Genomic DNA, 25320 nt, shown 5'->3' with positions numbered 1-25320 from the left:
GTAATATTGTTAATTAAATGTTTAATCTGTTTGTCATGTCAGTGTAATGAGCTTATTTTTTAATTGCATCTCTTACTCCAGACTATGATGAGAATAAAATGAAAAAACAATTAATTGCAGCGACACTTTTACTACTGAGTACAAGCCAAGCTCAAGCTTTTAGTCAAGAAACTCACAAACGTATTGTTCTTGATGCTGTTAACTATATGCAGCAGCACCCAACTAGTACTGAATATGCAGCCCTACGACAGTACGCCGAACAAAACAATCTGACTATCTCTGAATTAGCCGAGCTGCTTGGACAAGCTGCTTATGATGTAGATGACTTTGAAGACACCTTTTTCTGTGGTGCTATTACAGGTTCATGTGTTCAAGCGCCAGTATGGGGAGCAGCGCAAAGTATAGTTAAATATACAAGCTATTGGCATTTTCAAAATCATACCCAAGGTGCAGACCAACATGGAAACGATTTTGGTGGTTATAATTATGAAAAGCTCACTGTTTGGGGCACTATTGATAATCTTGCATCTGCTTGGCTTAAAGGTGACTATCTTGATGATGGTAAAGGGGGAGAAACAGGTTGGTTTAATGCCGATTCTTCAAAATATAACAGTTATGGTGTGACAGAATCTCACTATAGAATCGATAGCAACTCAACCTATTCTATGTACGATGACTTTGAAGAAATGCCATTTCAACCTATCGATAATTTAGGGCAATATTGGTATCAAAGTTACTTACAAAGCGGCAATCCGCAAGTATTAGGGTTTGTGTTCCATACTACTGATTTATTACAACCTCACCACACATGGACCACATCAGATCTAAATCATTCTAGCTGGGAAAGTTGGGTAAACGATTACTATGACCAAGAGCAGCTCAACGATTTATCACTCGTTACTCAAGCAATGCAAACGTTCTCGCCTTTAGATAAAAATAGCCAAGATGTTCGCCCATTATTAACTCAAGGCGGTTCATTTTCTTATGCACAAGGTGGGATTGTACTCAACTCAGAAGATCATTTTGATCGCCTTAATATAGCTAAGCAGGTCGTGCCCCATGCAATAGCAATGGTGGTGCACTTATTAAACCACGCCATGGTTGCTCGCTAATGAAAAAAATAGCTATTTTAGTGATTACATTACTAGGTGTGTTTTACCACTCCCTAGTAATGGCATCATTTACACAATACAGCAGTGATGAAATTAACTTTATGCATCGTGCTTATTTAAAGCACAACCCTGATATTACAATCAATGAAGTTAGAACTCGTCTGTATGAGAATCAGTTTTTATTACAACAAGCTGCGCTAAAAACACCTGCGATAATAAAACGACAATCTGCCGTTGGTTTTAGTACTCAATACCATGTTGAACGTTACTTAAAAAATCTGTTCGATTCACAATTAGCTATAATCGCACAGTCAAGCCCGATAAAGCTTGAAACTTATGATAACCAATGGCTTAAACACACATTAGGGCCCTACCCTAAAAATGGCCAGTATGTGCAAAGCGCCATCAAAAAAATGCAGCAGTTTGATTTAACCCCTCTTTTGTATAACGCCATTAATTTATATGAATTTGTCGATTCACTATCAATGCAGGTACGCTTTAAACTCCACAAAGGAGATAGTGAACTATTCAAAAGTGAATTAATAAAAAAACGGCAATTCAATATAGCGTTTTCAAAAGCCAAACCGATTTTGGCAAAACAGAATATTGATATTGAACATCTGTATGAAATAGCTAAAGGAGATATTCTGCGCCCCTCCATTCAAAGCTGGCTAGGTATAAATACAATGATGCATATGCAAAGCCCCGTTCTTGAAAAACTAGAGAAACAAGTAAACAAAAGCGAAATTAAAGCATTTTATCAAGCCAATAAATCACAGTTTAAATTTTTAAGCCACGTAAAAGCCCATGGAGCTCAATTTGCTCATCGAGCCAATGCTGTAGGTTTTCGCACCTTGGCCGTTAACAAAACGCTAAAACAAGCATTAGTAATATCAGGAAAACAAGATATATATGCTCAATACAACAGTGAATTAAACCGTAAAAACAAAAGTAGCTGGGTTGTACAACTTGCGTTCACAACTAAAGAAAACACTATTTCTCCTGTTATACGAACACCCAGTGGTGAATGGGTGGTGATACACAGTTATGAGCATCAGTTTGAGTACTTTTCGCCAGAAGATGAAACCGTTCGATACCAAGCAACAAAGGCCATCGCAAAACAAAAAGCGGTACAACAGTATGAGGATACTTGGCTCAAGTGGCAAAATAAGACAGGAGTAATTTTATGAGCAAAAAAGTTTTCGTTTCTGTTGTTGTAGCTTGTGTTGGTATGTACGCACTTTTTACTCAATATACTAGTAAACCAACGATAAAGAATATTGATTCCCTTAACCAAGCTAAAAGTGTTAAGCAAATAACGTCACTTGAGCTGACTACTGCTGACATGACCCAAGAGCTGAAAAGCACGCAATTAAACACGGTTACAACTAACAATACGAGCCCTCAGCCTTTGCCACCAATAACCTCTCCTGCCTATTTACCCAACATAGTAAAAAATACTCAGCCAGTTGCTCAGTACGGCGGTGATTTAAATAATCACCAGGCATATCAAGATTTCCACCTTGAACAGCAAAGACAGCTAGAGCAACGTTTTGTTATTGCTGCAAAAGCCAAAATATTAAAACTTGAAGAATTACTGGCTAAAGGCCGACAAAAAAAGCTTTCACAAGAACAACTGCAAGTTGCGATAGATAAAATTAACGCTTTAAAACAAATGCAAATAAACTTAAAAGACTAACAACGCAAAAAGCCGCCAAATGGCGGCTTTTCACAGGGAAAATACGTGTGCTAGCTTAACTATTTGCTTTCTAGCATATTGCCTGAGCCAATCTCGATTTTACGTGGCTTAAGCGCTTCTGGAATCTCACGTTCAAGATCGATGCTTAGTAAGCCATTGGCTAAGTCTGCACCAAGTACTTTAACGTGGTCGCCTAACTGGAACTTACGCTCAAAGTTACGCTCGGCAATCCCTTGATGAATAAATTTGCGCTCATCATTTTGCTCTTTACCTGCTTTAGTGCCTGATACAACCAAAGTGTTGTTTTCAGATTGTAAGCTTAACTCGTCTTCACTAAATCCAGCGACTGCCATAGTGATACGGTACTTGTCTTTATCAAGCGCTTCGATGTTATAAGGAGGAAAACTTGGCTGCTTATCAGTTCGTGCAGCGGCATCCATTAATGATGCTAAATGATCGAAACCAATGAATGAACGGTATAGGGGTGATAAATCTACTGTACGCATAATAATATCCTCATATTTAAGCGATATATTGCTGCTACTTTTCGTTTGAACAAGTAACGGCAAAAGTTAATTAATAATATAATTTTCAAATAGTTCTGATTTACTGAAGACCCATCAGGCGTCCTCAAATAACTATTTATGGGCGGGCAATTTTATTTCAAGATTTTTTTATAAAATATTTTTATTTTTTTACAGGCCCTAAAAAAAGCGAACGCAATAATCGTTTTTTTGCACTGTAATAAAAAATGAAATTAGTTACACTAGGGTCAACTAATTTGAGGAGAGCGTTATGTTAACAGTAATTTTTGGCCGTGAAGGCTGCCCTTTTTGTGTTCGCGCTAAAGATGTTGCAGAGCAACTTGCTAATGATCGCGATGATTTTAAATACCGCTACATCGACATCATCAAAGAAGGTATCAGTAAAGAAGATTTAGAGAAGTCTGCAGGCAAACCATGCCCAACCGTACCGCAGATTTTTGTAGACCAAACTCATATTGGTGGATTCACTGAATTTGAAGCTTATGCTAAAGAAAACCTAGGCCTTTACCAGTAATTTTGTAGACAGAGTGTTAACCAGCTCAATTAACGCACAATTGAAGCTGGTTAAATTTCGACCAACATCAAACACATATAAATTAGTTGTAATTTATACAAGCATTTGCCTCGCATTTCCTATACAATGCGCGCCTCTTTAAATTCGTTGAGGCGTATTAATGTCAGAACCAGTCACGTTTGAATCTCTAAATCTTTCTCCTGCAATTTTAAAGGCAGTTGAAGAGTTGGGTTACAAGACACCATCTGAAATCCAAGCTCAATGTATACCGTTATTGCTAGAAAGAAAGGACGTACTGGGACTAGCACAAACGGGTACAGGTAAAACAGCAGCATTTGCACTGCCATTACTAAATAATATTGACCCGTCTGTGAAACAGCCACAGATCCTTGTACTCACACCTACCCGTGAGCTTGCGATCCAAGTAGCTGAGGCATTTGAACAATATGCAAAACACACTCGTGGTGTTGAAGTATTGGCACTTTATGGTGGCCAGAGCTACAGCATCCAGCTGAGCGCACTTCGTCGTGGCGCACAGATTATCGTTGCTACACCAGGTCGCTTAATCGATCACATAAACCGTGGCACTATCAAGTTTGATGCTTTACAAGCACTTGTACTTGATGAAGCCGATGAAATGCTACGTATGGGCTTTATCGATGATGTAGAAAGCATCATGGAAAAAACACCGCGTGAAAAGCAAACATGTCTTTTCTCTGCGACTATGCCTAAGCAAATTCAAAACATCAGCAGCAAATATATGAATAACCCTGAACAGGTTCATATTTCTGCGCGCAACTCAACTGTATCATCAGTTGAACAAGTGTTTTGGAATGCACACGTACATAAAAATAAAGCGATTGTTCGTTTCTTAGAAGCTGAACAATATGAAGGTGCTATTGTTTTCGTACGTACGCGTAACGATACAGTGCAACTTGCTGAGTTATTAGAGCGCGAAGGTTTCTCTGCAGCGCCACTTAACGGTGACATGAACCAGCAAGCGCGTGAGCGCACGGTTGATCGTTTAAAAAGCGGCATGCTAAACGTTGTTATTGCAACAGACGTAGCGGCACGTGGTCTTGATGTAGACCGTTTAAGCTTAGTTATCAACTACGACATTCCACAAGACTCTGAAGCCTACGTTCACCGTATCGGCCGTACAGGTCGTGCTGGTCGTACTGGTAAAGCGATTCTTTTCGTTAAGCATAACGAGCGTTATTTACTTAAAAATATCATTCGTCATACTAAATCTGAAATCGCACAAGTTGAATTACCTACAGCTAAAGTTGTTGAAGAAAAACGTATCAATGCCTTACAAGAAAAGCTTACGCTTGCTCTTGAAAACAAAGATATAACTTTCTTCAATGAAGTGGCTGCCAACATGGCACAAAAACTTGAGCTTGCTCCTGAAGACTTAGCGGGTGCGTTACTGTGTTTAGCACAGCAACAATCTCCAATTAAAGTTGAAGAAGTTAAGATTCAACCGCGTGAGCGTAACGAACGTAATGATCGTAATCCTCGTAGCAATGACCGTGGTCGTCGTAACGAACGCCCTGAACGCGGTGGTGAGCGCGCTGAGCGTAAACCACGCGAGCGTAACAGCCGTGATGCAGGCCCTATGGATACATACCGTATCGAAGTAGGTCGTGAGCATGGTGTTCAGGTTAAGAACATTGTTGGCGCAATTGCTAACGAAGCAGACATTTCAAGCAAGTTTATTGGTGACATTCGTCTTCACGACAGTCACAGTACGGTACAATTACCGCAAAACATGCCTAAAGATGTACTTGATCACTTCCAGAAAGTGTTTATTTGTAAACGCCCAATGGGTATGACATTAACACAAGATCAAGGCCCTTCTGAGCCACGCGGCGAGCGTTCTGAACGCCCTGCTGGTGACAAGAAGCGTAGCTTTAATAAAGATGGTCAACGCCCTGATAAGCGTAGCGGCCCTCGTAAAGAACGTCGCCCAGTTAGCTTTACCGCTAAGTAAGCAACGACTCTTTAGAAAAAAAGCCTTGGCATGAAAGTGCCAAGGCTTTTTTGTGTCTGGGATTCAGGTATCTGCTTAATTTCCGTAACTTGAAGCCGCAAGTCAGTATTAGGCACTTAACTAACAGATTGAATTAAAAAATATTTTTTTGTTTTCTCTAACCAGAGATTGCAGTGAAAACAAGGCGAAATTACGCGTCAATAGCTAGCCTATTGTAAGTAAATTCAACGTAATTAGCGTTGAAAAAGCTGCTTGAGATAGCTTTATTATCCAAAACTCAGATTACTTAATGTGTATAAACATGTTTTCTTTGATTTTTAAAACAATAAAATTTATGTAAACTAAGCAAAGGCTATAATTCACGGATGAATTAAAAATTGAAAAGAAATTACGACAACTTACTCTTTGTAGTAATAATGTTCCCTATTTTATTATGCATCATTATTCCTATTTTAATGGACTTTACAGATCCACCATTTATCACAAATGAAATATACGACGTTATTTTCTTTATAGCATTCCCTATTATTTGTGGCGCATCATTCATCTATTTAAATATACTTGTATTCAATAAATATAGACGCTGCAGTAAATACAGGGAGCATCTTAAATATAGTTTTTCAGATACAAAAACGAAATTATCATTAATATTCACGTATCCATTAATCCCTTTTTTAATCTATGGAACACTCTATATTTTTATCTCTGAGCCCATTAAGTTATGGGCTTACTACACGCAAGGCGACTATTGGTATAAGGAATATATCCTAACTGATGTACAAAAGTGTGGTTCTGATTATGAAGATAGTTGTACTCGTTTATATTTTAAAGATCCTAAAACAAACGAAACTCATGATTTTAGATGGTACGAAGATAAGTCTACAATAATTAATAACAAAAACGATTATGTTTATATTCTTGGTGAGGCCAGTTTGTTTGGCTATATAGTGAGAGATTTAGAAAGGTAACTTAGACTTACTTTGAATATTACAGCACTTTTATATAAACCTCACTCGAGTGAGTGAGGTTTATGAATCAAGATTTAAGTTAAGGCGCTACTGCTGGGTACACATAGCTGGCATCAAGCCCTAATGGGATACCGAGTGCCCAGTAGCCTAGCAAGAAGATACTCCAGCCAATCATAAAGGCAATTGAGTACGGTAGCATCATCGCGATAAGCGTACCTATGCCTGTGCCTTTAACGTATTTTTGGCAGTACACCACCACCAGCGGGAAGTATGGCATTAGCGGGGTGATAATATTAGAGCTAGAATCTCCCACACGGTACGCTGCTTGCGTTAAGTCTGGCGAAATACCGAGCTGCATTAGCATAGGTACAAATACCGGACCTAATAGTGCCCACTTAGCCGAGCTTGAACCAACAAACAAGTTTACAAAACCAGTTAGGAAAATAATCCCTACGACCGTTACAGAGCTCGGTAACTCCATTGCTTTTAATACTTGAGCCCCTTCAATTGCCAGCAATGCACCTAGGTTTGATTTACTAAATGCAGCAATGAATAATGAACAAAAGAATGCCATAACAATGTAATACGCCATACCATTCATGGCTTTGCTCATTGCATCTATCATGTCTTTAGAGGTTTTAAAGGTGCCTACGGTAAAACCATATACTGCGCCTGGGATCCAAAATAACAAAAATATCAGCGGTACTATTGATTGCATTAGTGGTGAGCTAAAGTTTGTTAAAGAGCCATCGCTGCTGCGCATCGCTGAATCAGCTGGTACGGATACGTACGCTAATAACGCAATACCTGCAATCATTACGCTACTTGCAATAAGAAAGGCGCGCTTTTCGTCACTACGCGCATCTTCAAATGCTGGTAGGTCTTGAGTTTCGCCATCAACAGGTGAATTTTTTAAACGTGGTTCAATAATTTTATCGGTGATATACCAACCTAGCATCACAATAAATAAACTTGATGCTGAAGCAAAGCCCCAGTTATTAAGCGGGTTAATGCTCATTGTTGGATTAATAATTTGTGCTGCACTTTGCGTAAAGCTTTGCAGTAACGGGTCAATTCCAGATGGAATAAAGTTAGCCCCAAAGCCACCACTTACCCCGGCAAATGCCGCTGCAATACCGGCAAGCGGATGACGACCTGCTGCAAAAAATATTACCCCAGCAAGTGGAATAACCAGCACATACCCTGCATCGGTAGCCGTATGGCTCACAATAGCCACTAAAATAATTGAGGGAGTTAGTAATTTTCTAGGCGTTACTTTGAGCATTAATTTAAGGCCGGTATTAATAAAGCCCGAATGCTCTGCAACGCCCACACCTAGCATTGCAACCAGCACTACACCCAGTGGTGCAAAACCGGTGAATGTTTTTACCATAGAAGATAAAAAAGTGGCCAACGAATCGCTGGCAAGCATGTTATTAATGATAATGGCTTCGCCAGTACGAGGGTCTATTGCATCAAATGTGACGCTTGAAAACCACCAAGACAAAAACCAGATTAATAACATGGCAAACAAAAAGATAATTGCTGGATCAGGCAGCTTATTACCTACCCGCTCAACAAAATTTAAAAATCGCGCAACTATGCCCGTTGGCATTGTCGCATCATTATTGTTATTCATTTCACTTGTTCCCTAGAATTTAGACTACGCTACTTTAGCGTATCTAAGGAATGAGGTAAATTTTAACTGAATAAACAAGTTCTTTTTTAGGCACAAAAAAACGCGGCTCAGTAGCCGCGCTATTTTTAATGAATGAAAAAAGCTTATGCAAGAGCTTTTACTTCATCCCATATTCTTACTACGAGTGCTTTATCGTCTTCATTAAGTTCGCCGTTGCGATAAGCTTTTACTAAGCTTTTTTCAACCGTATCGTTTAGTTCTGCAACTTCTAGATTTAATTCTTCAACTTGTGCATAACCTACGGCTAAGTCAAAGTGGCCGCGTAAATAACCGCCGGCAAATAGCTCATCATCAGTGGCTTTTATCACTAAATCATCAAAATATTGCTGCGCAGCATCTATGTAATTTACTAAACTCATGTGTTACTTCTCCTCAAGGTGCAGCCCATCTTGATGACCTACTGCATACATAATATAGTCGTTAAACCCACTGGTTACACGGATATAACCGCTTAATTCATCATCTAATTTGCTATCACCGGTATCACAAATCAGCGGTCGGCCATTTAAAGCCTGTAATTTGGTTTTTGTTGCCACTACAATAATATTGTCGCGGCCTATCGCTTTAATTAACGCAGGACTGAGTTGTTGATTACCTCGACCAAAAATATGCCCTTGACCGCCAATCAAGGTGATCACTAATTTTGTCTCACGCCCTGTCGTAAGTTCAAGTAATTGTTGAGCTGTTAAGTCTTGGCCTACTAAAGCTTGATCTTCAACTAAATCAACACCGAGCAGCGTGTTCTCAAGTCCCATTTCTTCCATCACCGCGCCAACGGTAGAGCCACTGCCCATTACATAGAGGGTATCGGCATCCATTTCACTGACCACATAAGCGGCAATATCAGCAAGTACCAATTCATCGGTTTCTTTACCGCCATTTTTAACCGCTTGTACATAGCGCACTTCACTGGGTACTTGCATTTCGCCATAACGTTTTGCTTTTACTGTTCCTTGGCGAAAGGCGACTTCATCAATGTCCATGACATCGGCATCGCTTAGCGTTACCAACTCACCTTTAACTAACATTTCAACTACGCGGCCTGCAGCTTTTGGCGTTATGGCATATACTCCAGAGTGAATTTTACACCCTGCAGGAATGCCCAACACAGGTACAGAGTCTTCTACCGCATGGCAAATATTACGTGCTGTGCCATCGCCACCTGCAAATAAAATTAAATCTACACCTTGCTGCTGTAATAAACGAGCTGCCGCTTCAGTATCGTCACTGGTTGTGGGTGAGCTACTTTGATAAACCACTTGCGTATTAAAGCCGAGTGATTTTGCTGTTTGCTCCCCCATTTCATCATTAACAGTATAAATAGTAATATTTGACTGATGAGGTACAAGCACTTCAAGTGCAGCTTTAGTGCGGCTATTTGATTTAGGCTCAGCGCCTAATGCAATGGCTTTAGCGGCGGTGTCTTCGCCGTCACTGCCTTTTAACGCCACGCTACCGCCCAATCCTGCAACCGGGTTTACAATCAGCCCTAACTTAAACTGCATCTTTTAGCTCCTCGGGAGAATGCCATGAAAACTGCGCAGCATTTAAAGGCCACGTTGTGTTATAAAATTTACACAGTGCTTTTAGTAACCTTGTAGTACGTGGGTTAAATCCGTCTTGCAGCAGCTGTAATAACTTTGCATGTACACGCGATTGAAACGCAAATCGACAGGTTTGTTCACCATTTAAATTATCTACCGATACGTTAAAATCAAACCCAGCAGCCACACTCAATGCCCACTCTATTGCTTGAGGTTTTACCTCTACAGATTCAAACTCTGCTTGCTGTAAAGCATCGCGCCCGTCGGGGCAATACCAATAACCATAATCTTCAACTAAGCGGCGCTGAGAACCTGCTACTAACCAATGGGCTATTTCGTGCAGCGCACTGGCGTAAAAACCATGGGCAAATACAATTTGATGATAAGGCGTTGTATCATTTGCGGGAATGTAGATAGGCTCGTGCTCACCTTTTACCAAACGCGTATTATAGCTTTGGAAAAAAGTGTGTTCGAAAATAGAAATTAAATCCGCTATTTGATGCATAAATATTTCGTATACTCGTTTGAACCCGATGCTTTATAGCCATATAAAACTAATATAAAGCGCACTAAAAACGAGGCGAATTGTACGTACTTTTCTGCACAAAGTAAAAAGCTAGCGATTTAAAGCGATGTTCACATAAATCTCTTTAAGTTTACACACGCTGAGTCATGCTCATTGTTGTTATGACAAGTATTGAGAGATATCTACCTCATCTATTTGTTCAGCACTGAGGTAGCGTTTAGCGTAATCAAGATAAATACCTGAACTTAAAAACAGTTCAAACACGGCTTTATCAACATGATGATCGGCCACCATTTTGGCTAATATACTCATCGACTCGCTGAGTGTTTTTGCCTTTTTATAGGGCCTGTCGGCCGCCGTTAGGGCTTCAAAAATATCAGCTAGCACCAATACTCGTTCTGGTATCGATAAGTCATCCGCATTGAGTTTACGCGGATAGCCTGTGCCGATTAATGTTTCGTGATGGGTAGAGGCATAACGCGGTACGCGCTCAAGTTCCTTAGGGAACGGCAGTGTATCGAGCATACGTATCGTACTTATCATGTGCTCATTAATTTTAAACCTATCCTCTTTAGTAAGAGTGCCTCTTGAAACTGTTAAATTATAAAGCTCCCCTAGGTTATATTTATATTTACATGGGGCAATTTTAATCCCTAAACGCTCATCATATTCAATCGGCTTATCATGAGGAATTAAGTGCCAAGGTTTATCACTGAGTAATTTTTCTGTGATGGGAAGCGTGTCATCAGTCCCTTCATAGCGATACATTTCTACTGGTGAAAGCCCCAACTTATCGTCAAAATGACGCTGCCAAGTAATATTACTCAACGCAGTTAAACGCCCAAGGGCAGCTTCTGTGATTTTTTCGCCGCCAATATTACATTGTGCAATAAAAGCAAAGTCGTCCAGCAACTGTTGCTGTTTAGCTGCCAACTGCTTGGTTAAGTCGAGCTGATTTTGAGGACTGTGTTGCAATGATTTATAGTAATCAAGTTCGGCATCTCGCCAAAGTACCTCAAAACGCGTTCTAATTTCATGAATACGATTATAAATAGTCTCCAGCTTAGTACCTTTATCAACTATGTGCTCTGGAGTGGTTATTTTACCGCAATCATGTAGCCAAGCGGCTAAACTAAATTCTTCAACCTCATCATCATTTTTAAACTTAAACCCTTTAAAAGCGGGTAACTCTGACTCTGAAGCGGCCTTAGCAAGCTCAATACCGAGTTCAGGTACGCGCTCGCAATGCCCCGCTGTATAGGGAGATTTATCATCAATGGCTTGTGCTATTAACTCGATAAACGACGCCATGAGTGCTTTTTGACTGTCTTCATGTTGCTGTATCGACTTACTCATATCAACCATAGAGTAAGCTAACGTATTAATTTCTTTAATATGACTTTTTAAAGTCGAGACTTGTTTAAACTGCCGATTTTTAATTTTATTGTTTTCACCCACCAGCGTTTTAATAGGACCGACAATGGGGGATGCAAAAAACCACGACACTGGTAACATCATAATTAAGCAGGCAACCGTAATTATTATTGAAAGCTTTATTTTTTCTCTTGTGGAGCTCAATACATCTTCTTTAGAAACCATAATGGCTAAATAGCCCGTACTAGCTTGCGCTAAATAATCAGATAGTGGCTTAATAAAAACATACTGTTCTTTACCATTAATGTTCACTAACTGTAGCTTAGAGAAGTTACTATCATCATCCAATAAAGTGATTAATTGCTCATCAGGAACAGTGCCTACAATTTTTGATTTTTTCCCTGAGTTAGTATTGAGCCATTTATCACTAAGCTGTTGTTTAAATTGCAGAGGAAGTTGCGTGGCGGCGTAATCAAACAAAGCTTTTAATTGTGCGTCTTGGTTTTGAAACAATAAATGGTAGTCATTTGAAAAAAGCGCGGCACTGTCTTCATCAAGCGGATTGTACTGGATCCCCTCAATAAAAAATTGCTGCTGTATATATTGCAATACGGCTTTGCTGTCTATTCCCGCATAAGTATCACCATTGGCAACATGCATTAACAACGCCTTTGTGTTGGGAACTTCCACGAGGTTAATTTCTGGAAATTGCGCTCGTAATATTTTTACAATTGACCAGCCCTCTCCCACCGCAACTGACTTACCAGCAAGTTGCTGCATATGGGTAATTGGTGGATTGTTTTGTTGATTAACAATACTTAAAGGCAAAGTTACCATGGGTATACTGAGCATACCCAATGTATTATTCGATGCTGTATTAAGTACCGGATGAATCACATCTATCTGCTTATTTTCAAATAAATTAAGTAATTCTTGCCAACTGAGTCCATTAATATAATTAACCTTAATACCCAACAGTTCAGCAATCGCATTTATATATTCAACACTGTAGCCTTTAGGCTTACCACTGACACTAAAATCCATAGGTGCCCAATTGGTTTCATTTGAAACTGTGATAGTAGGATATTTGGCAACTATTTTTTGCTGTTGCTCATCCAGTACCAACCGATTTAGCCTTGCCTCAACCGTTGAGCTAAAGGGCTGATTTGATGCAATAATTTCTCCTTCTCGGTTATAAATAAGTAACTGTGTTGAGCTGTGCATCTCCAAACGCTGTTTCTGTTCGATTAAATAATTAGACATGTTATCAACGATAATCCCTAAGCCAAGCACATGATTTTTACCCGCTATCTTAATCGAATACGTTTGCCCAGAGGTTTGTAAATGGGTAAATAGATAAGGCTTGGTTTTGTTTACTTGCTGTGAGTTTGCTTGCTTAAACCATGCTTGCTCGCGGGGATCAAAATACGTCGGTTTTTTGGTTTTTTCTCTTAAGCTAAATGACGCATCAAAATAAAGCGTTTGCTGTATTCTTTGCCCTTCTTCAGATTTTATTTGAATAACGACCCAGCGGTCATTATCCGTTGCACCAAGGCGCTGACGAACCATCGCACTACTTTCAAGATTAATAACCTCAAAATAGTCACCATTGTTATAGCCCATATAAAAAGCATAAAACAAAGGATTCAAATCCATCATTTCACTTAATACATTTCGTAGCTCTGTTTTATCTGAAAGGTTTTCACCGACTAACGAGGTGTTTTTTACCATCATATATAAAGTATTTTCAGATTTTTCATTAATGCGTGTTAGGTAATCAGCAACCGATTGAGTGGTCATATTAAAGTGTTGCACATTCGACTCGAGCGCCATTTTTTCACTAAAATAATACTGTAAGCTCGTGGCTATAATAGCGGTAATAGACGTTGCCAACACAAATACTGCCACAACCGTCAAACGAATAGAAAAGCGTACTGTTTTTGTTAACTTTTTAAGCGCTTTAAATATCATTGAACGTTCCTTGCGACACTTTTAAAAGCAGTAAATATACGTCGTTGAAAATTGCAATTTAGCAATATTCAAAGCCTATGAAGTAAGTTAATCATTAATTGTTTGAGCTAAAATAATATTAGTCACAAAATCAGAAATTTAAAAACTTTATGCCTTTATTTACTGAACACCTAATTGCGCTTACCATATGCAAACTAAAAACCTAAATGAATACACTCTTATGGTTAAACAACACACCACTAAAGCATGGCCAGTTAGCATTCTTACTTTTTTAGCGCTACTGAGTGCCTCTGCCAATAGTTATGCAAAAAGCGTGAGTATTAACGTGTTTGCTATTCCCTCTTCGCCAATTGTTGAGCTCATGGCTACAACCAGTAATGAACTAGCCAAACAGCAAATAACCACGTTTTATCAGCAAGGCTTACCCGTGCATGCCACATTATATTTGACTGATTATCCGCAAGAGGCACAAAATGAAATTAAGCAGGTGGTGGAGCGTATTGTAAAGAAACATCAACCTTTTGAAATTAAAGCCAATGGGTTTAGTGTATCTGCCAGTAATTGGGCCTTTATAGACTTAGAAAAATCTTATCAGTTACAACGCTTAGCCGATGAAGTGACACTTAAACTTGAGCCACTTCGCGATCATCAAGCGCCAGTTCCAAGTTGGGTAAAGCATTACCCTAATAAACTCGTGGCCTTTGAGCGTTATGGTAGTCCAAATGTGTTTCAAAACTTTCAGCCACATTTAACCCTACTTGCAAATGAGCAAAACCCTACATTGGCTGCGTTTAATAAAGTCATGCAAGCTGAGCCACCGCAAGCACAAGGTGAAATAATTGGGATTGGAATTGGAATTTCTGATCAGTTTGGGCAACAAAAACAAGTCATCGCTAAGTACTTCTTTGATACCAAATAAATAGTTAATAACGGGGCTAATTACACATTTAATAACTTAAATGGTTTATGGATTTGTGGTTAGCTTATCGCTTAAATGCTTTTTCAGTATGCGGGTATTGCGCGTATTTGCTTTGAACATGGCATCAAAAATATCACCAAAAAATGGAATAAGCCCACCTACAAAATCAACTAACATGTTTAAAATAATCCGGCTTTTTACTCGCTTACCAACACCCAATCGCTGCGCTTCAATTAGTACATACCCAGATAAAATAAGCCCGGCTAAATCGCCTACCACTGGCAATAGCCCTATCAATGATTCGACACCGAAACTAAATTTAGTAAACGGAATACCAATGCTGCTGTCGGTAAAGCGGCTAAACTCTTCAAGCCGTTTTATGGTGGCTTTATATTCAGCTTGTGTAACGTGAGATTGATTATTTTTTTGCATAATAACTGCTCTTTATTTTTAGGTGCGCTAAGCACATGGAAATTATTGAGCGGCAATAAAGATGTATAGCCTGTACATAATAAACGCGCTAGTGCGCGTTTATTATTAATTTATAGTAAAGCGCGCTTAAATAGCGCCTTTAATTGGCCCATGTTCGTGGTTTACATGCGGGTTTTGACCGCGTTGACGTAGTAAATGATCCATTAAAGTAATGGCCATCATTGCCTCAGCAATCGGAATAGCACGAATGCCTACACAAGGATCGTGACGACCTTTGGTGATCATCTCGACCGCTTCATTTTCGGTATTAATACTATTACCGGGAATGGTAATGCTTGATGTTGGCTTAAGCGCAATGGATGCGATTATATCTTGCCCTGTAGAAATACCTGCCAATACGCCGCCGGCATGATTTGAGGTAAAACCATCAGGGGTTAACTCATCACGGTGCTCTGAGCCTTTTTGCTCAACCACATCAAAGCCATCGCCAATTTCAACGCCTTTTACAGCGTTGATACTCATTAATGAATGGGCAAGTTCGGCATCTAGCCTATCAAATACCGGCTCACCTAAACCAACTGGCACATTTTTAGCCACTACTTTTACTTTGGCACCCACTGAATCACCTTGCTTTTTAAGCTCGCGCATATATTCATCGAGTGCTTCAAGCTTGCTAACGTCTGGGAAAAAGAATAAGTTATTTTCCACCTCATCCCAATCGTAATTTTCGGCTTTAATTGGCCCTAATTGGCTCAAACACGCACGTACTTCAATACCATGAAATTGCTTTAAATACTTTTTAGCAATAGCGCCTGCGGCAACCCGAATAGCGGTTTCGCGCGCAGATGAACGGCCACCACCACGGTAATCGCGAAGGCCATATTTGTGCCAGTAGGTATAGTCACCGTGGCCTGGGCGAAATACGTCTTTAATTTTGCCATAATCTTGTGAACGTTGATCGGTATTTTCAATTAATAAACCAATGCTGGTACCAGTGGTTTTACCTTCAAAAACGCCCGCTAAAATTTTGATTTGGTCGCTCTCACGGCGCTGCGTGGTATAGCGACTTTGCCCAGGTTTGCGTCTGTCTAAATCGTGTTGTATGTCGGCCTCAGTGATTTCAAGGCCTGCGGGCGTGCCATCCACTACGCCGCCTAATGCAACGCCGTGGCTTTCGCCAAAGGTGGACACTTTAAATAACTGCCCTATGCTATTACCTGCCATTAACTTTCCTCATTCCTAATGACTTATAGCCGAGGATTAACTCGGCTATTGTTTTGCCCAGCCATTTCGGATGAATGGCTAGTACTAATTATTACTGTGCAAAGTAGGCATCTAGTTGTTGTTTGCTAATAACAAACACCCCTAATCCGCCTTGTTCAAACTCAATCCATTCAAATGGTGCGCCTGGATAAAGTGCATCCATATGTACCATAGAGTTACCTACTTCGACAAATAACAAACCGTTATCTGTTAGATGCTCACTAGCTTGATCTAAAATAGTACGTGTTACATCAAGGCCATCGTGTCCCGATGCTAATCCTAGTTCTGGTTCATGGTGGAATTCACGTGGTAAATCAGCCATATCTTCAGCATCAACGTACGGCGGGTTTGCTACGATTAAGTCGTATTTTTGCCCAGGTACACCACTGAATACGTCAGACTGAATCGGTAGTACGCGATCACTTAGTTGATAGTCAGTGATATTAATATCAGCCACTTCAAGCGCTTCATAGGATATATCAACCGCATCAACTTGCGCATTTTCGAACGCTTGTGCCAAGGCAATAGCAATACAACCTGAGCCTGTACATAAATCTAAAATACGCCCTACTGACTCTGGTTTTTCTAACCAAGGGGTGAAGCGATTATTAATAAGCTCAGCAAAAGGCGAGCGAGGAATTAATACGCGTTCATCCACATAAAATGGCATGTTAGCAAACCATGCAATGTTGGTAAGGTAAGGTACTGGGGTAAAATCGTTAATGCGCTCGGCAATTAAGCCCGCTAAACGATTTTTTTCAGTACTGGTTAAACGCGCATGCATCAGCTCTTTGGGTGCATCGATAGGCAAACTAAGCGCCGGTAATAACAAACTTACCGCTTCATCCCATGCGTTATCGGTGCCATGACCAAAGAAAATACCGCTACTTGCAAATTGACTAGTTGTCCAACGAAGCCAATCGTGTAAGGTTGAAAGTTCTGCAACAGCTTCATCTAGGGTTGCTTCTTCTATTAGTAATTCACTCATCAGTATTATCTGCCTGCTACTTTCAAAAAAAATAAACTCAATCGGGGCGCATCATTGGCCCCATGATTGCCCTATTGTATACCCAAGCCACCTTTAGGTGCGAGCGCAGTTAGTGTTAAAAGCGATTTAGGTAAGGCTTTGATTGCAAATAATAGTCACTCTATTGTTCAAATCAATAACGCAGTATAAATCGCTTTTAAACTAACCTTAATGGCGCTGTACTATGCACCTCAAAGCTGCTTGGGTATCACACCTTTTTACTCGATTTTTACCGCTTTTTTGTTTAGACTGCCGCTATGAAAAAAGATCCCCACTCAAACAGCCTAATTAGTCCTGACGACATTGACTTGTTCCGTCAAAGTATCAGTGGTGCGCGTGTATTTAAACAAGACACTCACCGTTTTAGCAATAAACCTAAAGTGTCACAAGCGAAGCAATTTGCCCAGCAAAAAAAGCAACAACAGTCAGAATTTTTCTTTTCTGATGAATATGTGCCCGATATAGACACACATGGTACCGTTAATTATGTACAACAGGGTCAGGATCGTTTTTTAGCCAAACAACTTCGTCGAGGGGATTTTATTCCTGATTTAACCCTCGACCTGCATGGCTTAAATAAAGAGATAGCCAAAGATGAACTCGCAGGGCTTATTCATGAGTGTAAAAAAAAGCATTACTATTGTGCCTGTGTTGTACACGGAATTGGCGGCCATATCCTCAGGCATAAAGTACCGCAATATTTAGTGCAACACCCCGATGTAATTGCTATGCACCAAGCTCCGCTTGAGTATGGCGGTAAAGGGGCGGTACTCATATTAATTAACTTACCGCAAAGTGATGAGTTTAGACGCTGAGCACTAGAGCCAATCAATAAGAGTCTTTTTTAGTGCATATATTTTCGATTATATTTCCGCTTATTTTTATTGTGTTATGCGGCTACATAGCAAGCCGAAGTCAGTTTTTAGAACGCATTCATATAACAGGGCTCAGTAAATTTACTTTTTACATTAGTGTACCCAGTTTTTTATTTTTAAATATGGCCCAAGCAGACTTAAAAACCAGCGTGAGCTTGAATGGCTTTTTAAGCTTTTATATTCCCGTTATTTTAATTTATTTTTTTGCGCTCATTATTGACCGCTACACTCTCTCTAAATATCCTCAATATGAACGTCACAGTGTATTTGCCCTTGGCAGTAGTTATTCAAATACCGTATTGGTGGGCTTGCCCATTATCATAGCCGCCATGGGTGAGCAAATGATGGGCATTATTTTTATGATCATCACCTTTCATAGCGCGCTATTGTTCACCCTTACCTTTTTAATTAGTGCAAACAGTGCCAGTCATGCGTTTTCTTGGTCAACATTTGCCAAAAATATGCTACTCAACCCTGTCGTATTGAGTATTAGCACGGGTTTGTTGGTAAATTTAGCAGGGATTACTTTATTTGCTGATTTAACTAATGGCATAGCGCTTTTAGCTAAACCTGCCATTGCCTGTGCGTTATTTGTTTTAGGCGCAAACTTAGCTTTTTATAAAATTAGCGATAACTGGCAAGCGGCAGCTATTGCCAGCCTGTTAAAGCTAGTTATATTGCCCGCCTTAGTATTAGTGTTAGGCACACACGTATTTGCTATTAATGAGTCACTCTTAAAAGTACTCGTATTATTGAGCGCATCGCCCTTGGGAGTTAATGCGTACTTAATTGCATGCCAAATAAAACAACATCAAGATACGTTAGCCAGTGCGGTTGTTTTATCGACAGTTTTGAGTGTGGTGAGTTTTAGTATGTGGTTAACAATTCTACTGTAGACAAATACCTAAAAGTATTGGCATTTATCTAACAGAAAGTGGCTTAGCTAAATGCTAGTTTACACGCTATGCATCTACATTCGCTGGTGCATTGATGGTGATATAATCACTTTTATGGCGAGTTTCATCATAACTAATTTGTGCAACAGCGCCGGTATTAAAAATAGGCATGTGCCCAGCACACAACTGATCAACCAAATAGCTCACCATAGGCATATGGGCAACCACAAGCCAAGTATCGCATTCCGGATGAAGCGCGATTAACGTTTCTAAATAATCTGCAGCAACCTGCGGGTTACCTTCAGGAATAATATCTTGGCAGGTCTCTTCAAATAAAAAGGTATTATTTTTTTTAACACCCTCAGCTGTTTGCTGCGCTCTTACATAAGGACTCACTAATAACCCCGTTGGAGCATGCTTTTTTTGTAACCACAGCCCCATTTTTTCTACCTGCTGATGGCCCAAAGGAGTCAAATTTCTACTGACATCATCAGAGTGCATCGGTATTGCTTCACCATGACGCATTATCAAGATTGTTTTCATAAAAAATCAACCAATTAAAGAATATAAAACAGTAGCCAGTTTGCTCGAATTTCCGCTATATTAATAACTCAAACCTATTTATTTTCTTAAAATAGTTCTTTCATGATGTTCAGGTAAATAGCATTGCATTCCTGAAGTTATCATCTGTTGTTAACAATTATACGTTTAGTTTCAGGAGCATCATTTGAAAATCAGCACCAATGATAACAGAGCTTACCGCACACTAACACTGGACAATGGTCTAAAAGTACTTTTAGTGCACGATCAAGACTCAGCAAAAGCTGCCGCATCCATGGCTGTTAACGCTGGTCACTTTGATGATCCGCTTGATAGACAAGGCCTAGCGCACTTTTTAGAGCATATGTTGTTTCTAGGCACTGACCTTTATCCTGAATCAGGAAGTTTTAATAATTTTGTCTCGCAGTCTGGTGGCAATACCAACGCGTGGACTGGCACAGAGCATACCTGCTATTTCTTTGATATTAATAACCATCATATTGAAACAGCATTAGCACAATTTAGTCGGTTTTTTATAGCGCCCATACTAAACCCAGCAGAAACAGAAAAAGAACGTAATGCTATTGAGGCTGAGTTTAAATTAAAAATTAAAGACGATGGCCGTCGAATTTATCAAGTGCATAAAGAAACGGTTAACCCAGAACATCCTTTTGCCAAGTTCTCAGTGGGAAACTTGCAAACATTAGCAGATAGAAAGCGCTGTATTAGTGATGAATTACGTGACTTTTTTAATAGGCATTACCAAGCTCAGTGGATGACGTTAGTGATTTGTGCCAATGAGTCATTAGATACACTTGAGGCATGGGCAACCCAGTATTTCTCCCAGATAAAGGGAGATAAACACCAATTAAAGCCACCTATAGAAGCGCCGCTTTATCGCAGCCAAGACTTGGGTAAGTTGCTTCATATTGAACCACACAAACATGTACAAAAGCTGATTATTAGCTTTGCCATGCCAAACATTGACGATTTTTATCGTCATAAAACGGTCAGCTTTATTGCGCACTTACTAGGTTATGAGGGGCAAGGCTCGTTGTATTCTGTGCTTAAAGAGCAAGGTTGGATCAATGCCCTCTCTGCAGGTGGCGGAATTAATGGCAGTAATTTTAAAGACTTTAATATTAGTATGGCGCTGACCGATGAAGGCATTGAATACTACGAAGATATTATTGAAATGGTGTTTGAATACATTTGTTTAATTAATAACAACACCAGCAAATTACCTCGCCTATATCAAGATAAGCAAAAACTATTACAAATCGCATTTGATAACCAAGAAAAGTCTCGCCTAATTGATTGGGTCAGTAATTTAAGTATTAACATGCAACATTACGATGAAGTTAATTACTTACAGGGTGACTATTTAATGGAGGGCTTTAAAGCCAGCACGCATGAAATGGCTATGCAGTGGTTAACTCCGCACAACATGCGTTTAGTGCTTATTCATCCTGATGTAGAGCCTGAACACACAGCTGCTTGGTATAACACCCCCTATAAAATTGAAAAATTGTCGCTACATTGGCTCGAAGCACTTGCACAGATTAGCCAGCCACAAAGTGAAATGCTATTGCCCACGGCTAATCCTTATTTAGCTAAAGATGTCATTTTATATCCGGTTGAATCACAGCAACGACATCCAACATTACTGGTAAAAGAAGCAGGCTTTGACTTTTGGTTTAAACAAGACGCCACCTTTAGAGTCGCCAAAGGGCATTTTTATTTAGCCATGGACTCTGACTTTGCAGTAAAAGATGTGAAACATATGGCACTGACGCGGTTATTTTCAGATTTATTCATGGACAGTGTTGGCGAACAGTTTTACCCAGCGGAACTTGCGGGCTTAAGTTATCACTTAACCTCTCATCAAGGTGGCTTAACGCTTCACACTGCGGGGCTTTCTTCAAGCCAACTCGAATTAGTCGATCAGCTGATTGATGCACTATTTAACGTAAAAATTTGTGCCAAACGCTTTGCAGAATATAAAAAGCAATTAGTTAGACACTGGCGTAATAGCAATCAAAACAAACCCGTTAGTGAGCTATTTAGTATTTTAGGCGCTAAAATAATGCCGTGGAATCCTCAGCCTGACGAGTTAGCAAATGCACTCAAAGACACCTGTTTCCATCAGTTTAATGAATTTAGACAAGCGTTTTTTAATGCCCTTCATGTTGAGTCTTTTTTACATGGTAATTGGCAGCAAAATGATGCGCTTGAGTTTCAAAAGAAGGTCGCCCAGCACCTTAAAAAATCAGCCGTTATCGACGATTTAAAGCGCCCACTTTATGAAATTACTAAAGTGACCCGCTACGAGCTTGAACTTGCCTGCAGCGATAATGCCATGGTGATTTACTACCAAGCACAAAGCGATGACGTTATTGAAAAAGTGAAAATGATGGCGCTAAATCATTTAATTAATCAAGATTACTTTAATGAACTCAGAACCACGCAACAACTCGGTTATTTAGTAGGCGCAGGATACGCTCCTTTTAATACCCGTGCTGGTATTGCCTTTTATATACAATCACCAAAATTTGAGCCCACCACGTTACTGCACAGGCATAATTTATTTATTAGCCAGTATTTAGCAACAATTAATGAACTAACAGAACAAGACTGGCTGCAACAAAAACATGGATTAACAACCCATATTGCTGAAAAAGACAAAAATTTGCGTTTACGTTCACAACGTTTATGGCTTGCTATAGGTAATGGCGATCATCGGTTTAATATGCAGCAACGCCTGCTGGATTCTTTAAACGCATTAACGCTTGAAGATTTAAAAGCCTACGCCGCTGAAATTTTTAATGCAGATCGCCCAAGATATGAGCTTTTAAGTGCCAAATCTGTGAATTTGTCTGAGAAACTACCACTTTATTCGCATTCTCTTTGACTCTTGCTCGCGCTTGATTTAGATTGTCTTTTGTTAATAAGAAGTAAGACAATGAAAAAAATAAAAATAATAAAATACATTCTATTGTTGGCCTCTTTGGCCACAGCCTACTCAGCGAGTGCATTCGAGTCATCGTTTAACTTGAATTTAAATGCGTTGGTCGTGAGCGTGTGCGCAATAATGTCGTTAGTTGTGGTTTATTTGTTAACGATTGTTCACTCACTCAAGCGTTCACACTCTCAATTACAGCTTTCTGAAAAACGATTAAAAAGTACCGTAGAAGGCAGTGGTGATACTCTATGGGATTGGAATATCAAAACCGGTAAAGTTATTCGTATCAATGACAAATACGTGATGAATAGTAATAACCTAGTAGAATTTCCACCGAATAAAAGCTTGATCCACCCCCGCGATTTAACCCATGTTGATTACCTACTAAAAAAACACTTTGCCGAAGAAAGTACTTTTTTTGAAGCAACTTATCGTATTAAAGACAGCTTTGGTAAATGGCACTGGGTGCTCGACCGCGGAAAAATCATTGAAAAAGACGCTAACCTAAGCCCACTGCGAATGACTGGCACAGTCAGAGATATCTCGCAGTTAAAATCAACGGAAGATCGACTTAACTTATTTGCAAAATGTGTTGAGTCACTCACTGATGCGCTGGCCATTTATGATAAAGACTTTAGGCTTGTGGATATTAATCCCAGCTTTTTAACTTTGTTTGGCGGCGTACGCGAGCAATACCTAAAGAAAGAGTTTCATTTAGCCGGTTACGACAAAAGCTATATAGAATCCATAAAAAATACCGTTAGAAAGCACGAACATATTCAAGAAGAAGTAAAGCTTCGCAATAGCGATCATGCTCTGCTGCCATTTGAAATTTCAATAGATGAAATTAAAAACGCACAAAATCAAATAACCAATTATGTGGTGGTGTATTCAGATTTAACCGAACGTAAAAAAACCGAATCTGAACTGAATAATTTATCAAACCGAGATCGCACCACCAGCTTACCTAACCGTAATTTGTTTTTTTCTGACTTACAAAAACTCGCAAAGCAGCACTCTCATCATGCATTACTCGTATTTGATTTAGATAACTTTAAAAAGATAAACGACTCATTAGGCCATCAATTAGGTGATAGTTTACTGGCAAAGCTTGCTATGCGTTTAAATAAGCTCACCCGTGAAAATGACGTATTTTATCGCCTTGGCGGCGACGAATTTGCGCTAGTTATGTCAAACACCAACGATATTCTCACTATCACTCGCATGGCTAAACAGTTTTTGGCGGCCATAGCTACACCATTTAAAATGGCAGGCCATGAACTTGCTATCACCTCAAGCGTTGGTATAGTGTTGTTCCCCGAAGATGGTAACACCCCCGAAATACTATTAAAGAACGCCGATACTGCGATGTATCATGCTAAAAAGAAAGGCAATAGCTACCTGTTCTTTAATGACACCATGAACCGCCAAGCAGTAAAACGACTGCAAATAGAAAACCTAATGCGCTTTGGCTTAAAAGAAGATCATTTTGAGGTGTATTACCAGCCTAAAATGAATATTCGTACTGGTAAGCTTGCTGGAATGGAAGCGTTGGTACGTTTTATTACCCCGAAAAAGGGGGTTATTAGCCCAGGGGTATTTATTCCAATTGCCGAAGAAACAGGGCAAATTATTGAAATTGGTGAAGTAGTTTTAAACAAAGCTTGTCGCGATGTAAAACAGTGGTTAGATGCAGGCTTATTTAATGCCCGTGTTGCTGTTAACTTATCAGCAAAACAATTTAGCCTACCCGATCTAACCTCGCGCATAGATGTGATTTTACAAAAAAATGAACTGCCCTCGTACTTTTTAGAGCTTGAGATAACTGAAGGCACCGTAATGGACGATCCACAAGAAGCCATTGCGATTATGCGCTCTTTAAGTGCCCGTGGAATTCACTTAGCAATGGATGACTTTGGTACCGGCTATTCATCACTTGCGTATTTAAAGCAGTTTCCACTCAATACGCTTAAGGTAGATAAAGCCTTTATCGATGATATGAAGACTGAACGTGGCCGCAATATGGTGGACTCTATCGTCACTATTGCGCATAACCTTGATTTGCATGTAGTTGCCGAAGGGGTGGAGCAAGCGTCGCAAATAAGCATACTTGAAGAGCTAAACTGTGAAACACTGCAGGGTTATTACTACTCTAAACCACTCTCAAAAGATGAATTTACTGCGTTTTTAAAACAACAACAAAGCCAATCAAAACTCAGTTTAATTAGAGCGACCAGTTAAGCACGCCATAGACACGCATTTACACCTATATTGCGTATCAATGCACGTCGATAATGTATATTAAACAAGCACCAAGCAACAGGACCAAATACGCCACCTAAAAATAACCAGCGTTTAACAGGCATGCCCTTTTTAATGGTTTCTAAATACATAAGCGCTATAAATACACCGCTAAGCAAAATAAATAACACCACCACCTCAACCAGCTCAAAAATAAGGC

22 protein-coding genes are annotated in these 25320 nt (G+C 39.7%); 11 read left to right on the top strand and 11 right to left on the bottom strand.

What is annotated here, in order from left to right; all coding sequences use genetic code 11:
• Window positions 1-98 precede the first annotated feature (98 nt).
• Genes PISS_RS05260 through PISS_RS05250 form a run of 3 tightly spaced genes read left to right on the top strand, consistent with a single transcriptional unit; the run spans window position 99 to window position 2811 of the window.
• Window positions 99-1112 carry a phospholipase C/P1 nuclease family protein gene (locus PISS_RS05260; protein ID WP_058154382.1) on the top strand — a complete coding sequence of 338 codons (1014 nt, stop codon included), beginning with the start codon at window positions 99-101 and terminating at the stop codon, window positions 1110-1112.
• Window positions 1112-2302 carry a peptidyl-prolyl cis-trans isomerase gene (locus PISS_RS05255; protein WP_058154381.1) on the top strand — a complete coding sequence of 397 codons (1191 nt, stop codon included), beginning with the start codon at window positions 1112-1114 and terminating at the stop codon, window positions 2300-2302. The genes PISS_RS05260 and PISS_RS05255 overlap by 1 nt, the downstream gene beginning before the upstream one ends.
• Window positions 2299-2811 (top strand): hypothetical protein, encoded by a 513-nt coding sequence (locus PISS_RS05250; protein WP_058154380.1) that lies wholly within the window; start codon window positions 2299-2301, stop codon window positions 2809-2811. Before PISS_RS05255 ends, PISS_RS05250 begins: the two co-directional genes overlap by 4 nt.
• 59 nt (window positions 2812-2870) lie before the next feature.
• On the opposite strand, the gene PISS_RS05245 is transcribed toward PISS_RS05250, so the two are convergent.
• Window positions 2871-3317 carry an Hsp20 family protein gene (locus tag PISS_RS05245; RefSeq protein ID WP_016899448.1) on the bottom strand — a complete coding sequence of 149 codons (447 nt, stop codon included), beginning with the start codon at window positions 3315-3317 and terminating at the stop codon, window positions 2871-2873.
• Between the two features lie 289 nt (window positions 3318-3606).
• On the opposite strand from PISS_RS05245, the gene PISS_RS05240 reads away from it, so the two are divergent.
• From PISS_RS05240 to PISS_RS05230, 3 genes are all read left to right on the top strand, one after another.
• Window positions 3607-3870: a GrxA family glutaredoxin gene (locus PISS_RS05240; RefSeq protein WP_008114535.1), complete on the top strand. Its 264-nt coding sequence runs from the start codon at window positions 3607-3609 to the stop codon at window positions 3868-3870.
• Between the two features lie 160 nt (window positions 3871-4030).
• Window positions 4031-5863 (top strand): DEAD/DEAH box helicase, encoded by a 1833-nt coding sequence (locus PISS_RS05235; RefSeq protein WP_016899447.1) that lies wholly within the window; start codon window positions 4031-4033, stop codon window positions 5861-5863.
• Window positions 5864-6279: 416 nt separating this feature from the next.
• Window positions 6280-6831 carry a hypothetical protein gene (locus PISS_RS05230; protein WP_232311338.1) on the top strand — a complete coding sequence of 184 codons (552 nt, stop codon included), beginning with the start codon at window positions 6280-6282 and terminating at the stop codon, window positions 6829-6831.
• A 79-nt stretch (window positions 6832-6910) separates the two neighbouring features.
• Here the strand turns inward: PISS_RS05230 and PISS_RS05225 are convergent, their stop codons facing one another.
• The 5 genes from PISS_RS05225 to PISS_RS05205 all read right to left on the bottom strand — a co-directional run bounded on the left by PISS_RS05225 (window position 6911) and on the right by PISS_RS05205 (window position 13945).
• Complete coding sequence (locus PISS_RS05225; protein ID WP_058154378.1) at window positions 6911-8470, bottom strand: AbgT family transporter; 1560 nt, start codon at window positions 8468-8470, stop codon at window positions 6911-6913.
• 143 nt (window positions 8471-8613) lie between these two features.
• Window positions 8614-8889, bottom strand: coding sequence for a YfcL family protein (locus PISS_RS05220; protein ID WP_054202147.1), 276 nt, complete (start codon window positions 8887-8889; stop codon window positions 8614-8616).
• A gap of 3 nt (window positions 8890-8892) precedes the next feature.
• Window positions 8893-10035, bottom strand: coding sequence for an ATP-NAD kinase family protein (locus tag PISS_RS05215; RefSeq protein WP_058154377.1), 1143 nt, complete (start codon window positions 10033-10035; stop codon window positions 8893-8895).
• A complete protein-coding gene (locus PISS_RS05210; protein WP_058154376.1) occupies window positions 10025-10579 on the bottom strand; it encodes an elongation factor P hydroxylase in 555 nt (184 codons plus the stop codon). Before PISS_RS05210 ends, PISS_RS05215 begins: the two co-directional genes overlap by 11 nt.
• A 180-nt stretch (window positions 10580-10759) precedes the next feature.
• Window positions 10760-13945 (bottom strand): HD domain-containing phosphohydrolase, encoded by a 3186-nt coding sequence (locus tag PISS_RS05205; RefSeq protein WP_058154375.1) that lies wholly within the window; start codon window positions 13943-13945, stop codon window positions 10760-10762.
• A 220-nt stretch (window positions 13946-14165) separates the two neighbouring features.
• On the opposite strand from PISS_RS05205, the gene PISS_RS05200 reads away from it, so the two are divergent.
• On the top strand, window positions 14166-14864 hold the full coding sequence (locus PISS_RS05200) for a 2'-5' RNA ligase family protein (protein ID WP_175527458.1): 699 nt from the start codon (window positions 14166-14168) through the stop codon (window positions 14862-14864).
• Between the two features lie 45 nt (window positions 14865-14909).
• Here the strand turns inward: PISS_RS05200 and PISS_RS05195 are convergent, their stop codons facing one another.
• The 3 genes from PISS_RS05195 to prmB form a co-directional block, all read right to left on the bottom strand.
• A complete protein-coding gene (locus PISS_RS05195; protein WP_028835364.1) occupies window positions 14910-15296 on the bottom strand; it encodes a DUF4112 domain-containing protein in 387 nt (128 codons plus the stop codon).
• Between the two features lie 126 nt (window positions 15297-15422).
• Window positions 15423-16520: a chorismate synthase gene (gene aroC, locus PISS_RS05190; RefSeq protein WP_013464521.1), complete on the bottom strand. Its 1098-nt coding sequence runs from the start codon at window positions 16518-16520 to the stop codon at window positions 15423-15425.
• Between the two features lie 91 nt (window positions 16521-16611).
• Window positions 16612-17547 carry a 50S ribosomal protein L3 N(5)-glutamine methyltransferase gene (gene prmB, locus PISS_RS05185; RefSeq protein WP_013464520.1) on the bottom strand — a complete coding sequence of 312 codons (936 nt, stop codon included), beginning with the start codon at window positions 17545-17547 and terminating at the stop codon, window positions 16612-16614.
• 296 nt (window positions 17548-17843) lie between these two features.
• Here prmB and smrB point away from each other — a divergent pair, with 296 nt between their 5' ends.
• Together smrB and PISS_RS05175 are read left to right on the top strand one after the other, a co-directional pair.
• A complete protein-coding gene (gene smrB / locus PISS_RS05180) occupies window positions 17844-18401 on the top strand; it encodes an endonuclease SmrB (RefSeq protein WP_016899440.1) in 558 nt (185 codons plus the stop codon).
• A 32-nt stretch (window positions 18402-18433) separates the two neighbouring features.
• Window positions 18434-19357: an AEC family transporter gene (locus PISS_RS05175; protein WP_058154373.1), complete on the top strand. Its 924-nt coding sequence runs from the start codon at window positions 18434-18436 to the stop codon at window positions 19355-19357.
• 66 nt (window positions 19358-19423) lie between these two features.
• Here PISS_RS05175 and sixA read toward each other — a convergent pair whose 3' ends face one another.
• Window positions 19424-19900: a phosphohistidine phosphatase SixA gene (sixA, locus tag PISS_RS05170; RefSeq protein ID WP_024602806.1), complete on the bottom strand. Its 477-nt coding sequence runs from the start codon at window positions 19898-19900 to the stop codon at window positions 19424-19426.
• Between the two features lie 184 nt (window positions 19901-20084).
• On the opposite strand from sixA, the gene PISS_RS05165 reads away from it, so the two are divergent.
• Both PISS_RS05165 and PISS_RS05160 read left to right on the top strand, forming a co-directional pair.
• On the top strand, window positions 20085-22808 hold the full coding sequence (locus PISS_RS05165; RefSeq protein ID WP_058154372.1) for an insulinase family protein: 2724 nt from the start codon (window positions 20085-20087) through the stop codon (window positions 22806-22808).
• A 51-nt stretch (window positions 22809-22859) separates the two neighbouring features.
• Window positions 22860-25100, top strand: a complete 2241-nt coding sequence (locus PISS_RS05160; RefSeq protein ID WP_033103870.1) for a sensor domain-containing protein — start codon at window positions 22860-22862, stop codon at window positions 25098-25100.
• Here the strand turns inward: PISS_RS05160 and PISS_RS05155 are convergent.
• Window positions 25097-25291 (bottom strand): hypothetical protein, encoded by a 195-nt coding sequence (locus tag PISS_RS05155; RefSeq protein ID WP_138686387.1) that lies wholly within the window; start codon window positions 25289-25291, stop codon window positions 25097-25099. The two genes, PISS_RS05160 and PISS_RS05155, sit on opposite strands and share 4 nt — an antisense overlap.
• Window positions 25292-25320: the final 29 nt, after the last annotated feature.

This window comes from Pseudoalteromonas issachenkonii (assembly GCF_002310795.1).
GTDB classification, from domain to species: Bacteria; Pseudomonadota; Gammaproteobacteria; order Enterobacterales; family Alteromonadaceae; genus Pseudoalteromonas; species Pseudoalteromonas tetraodonis.
Note: the sequence above shows the minus strand (reverse complement) of the source record. Positions and strands in the feature narration are given on the sequence as shown.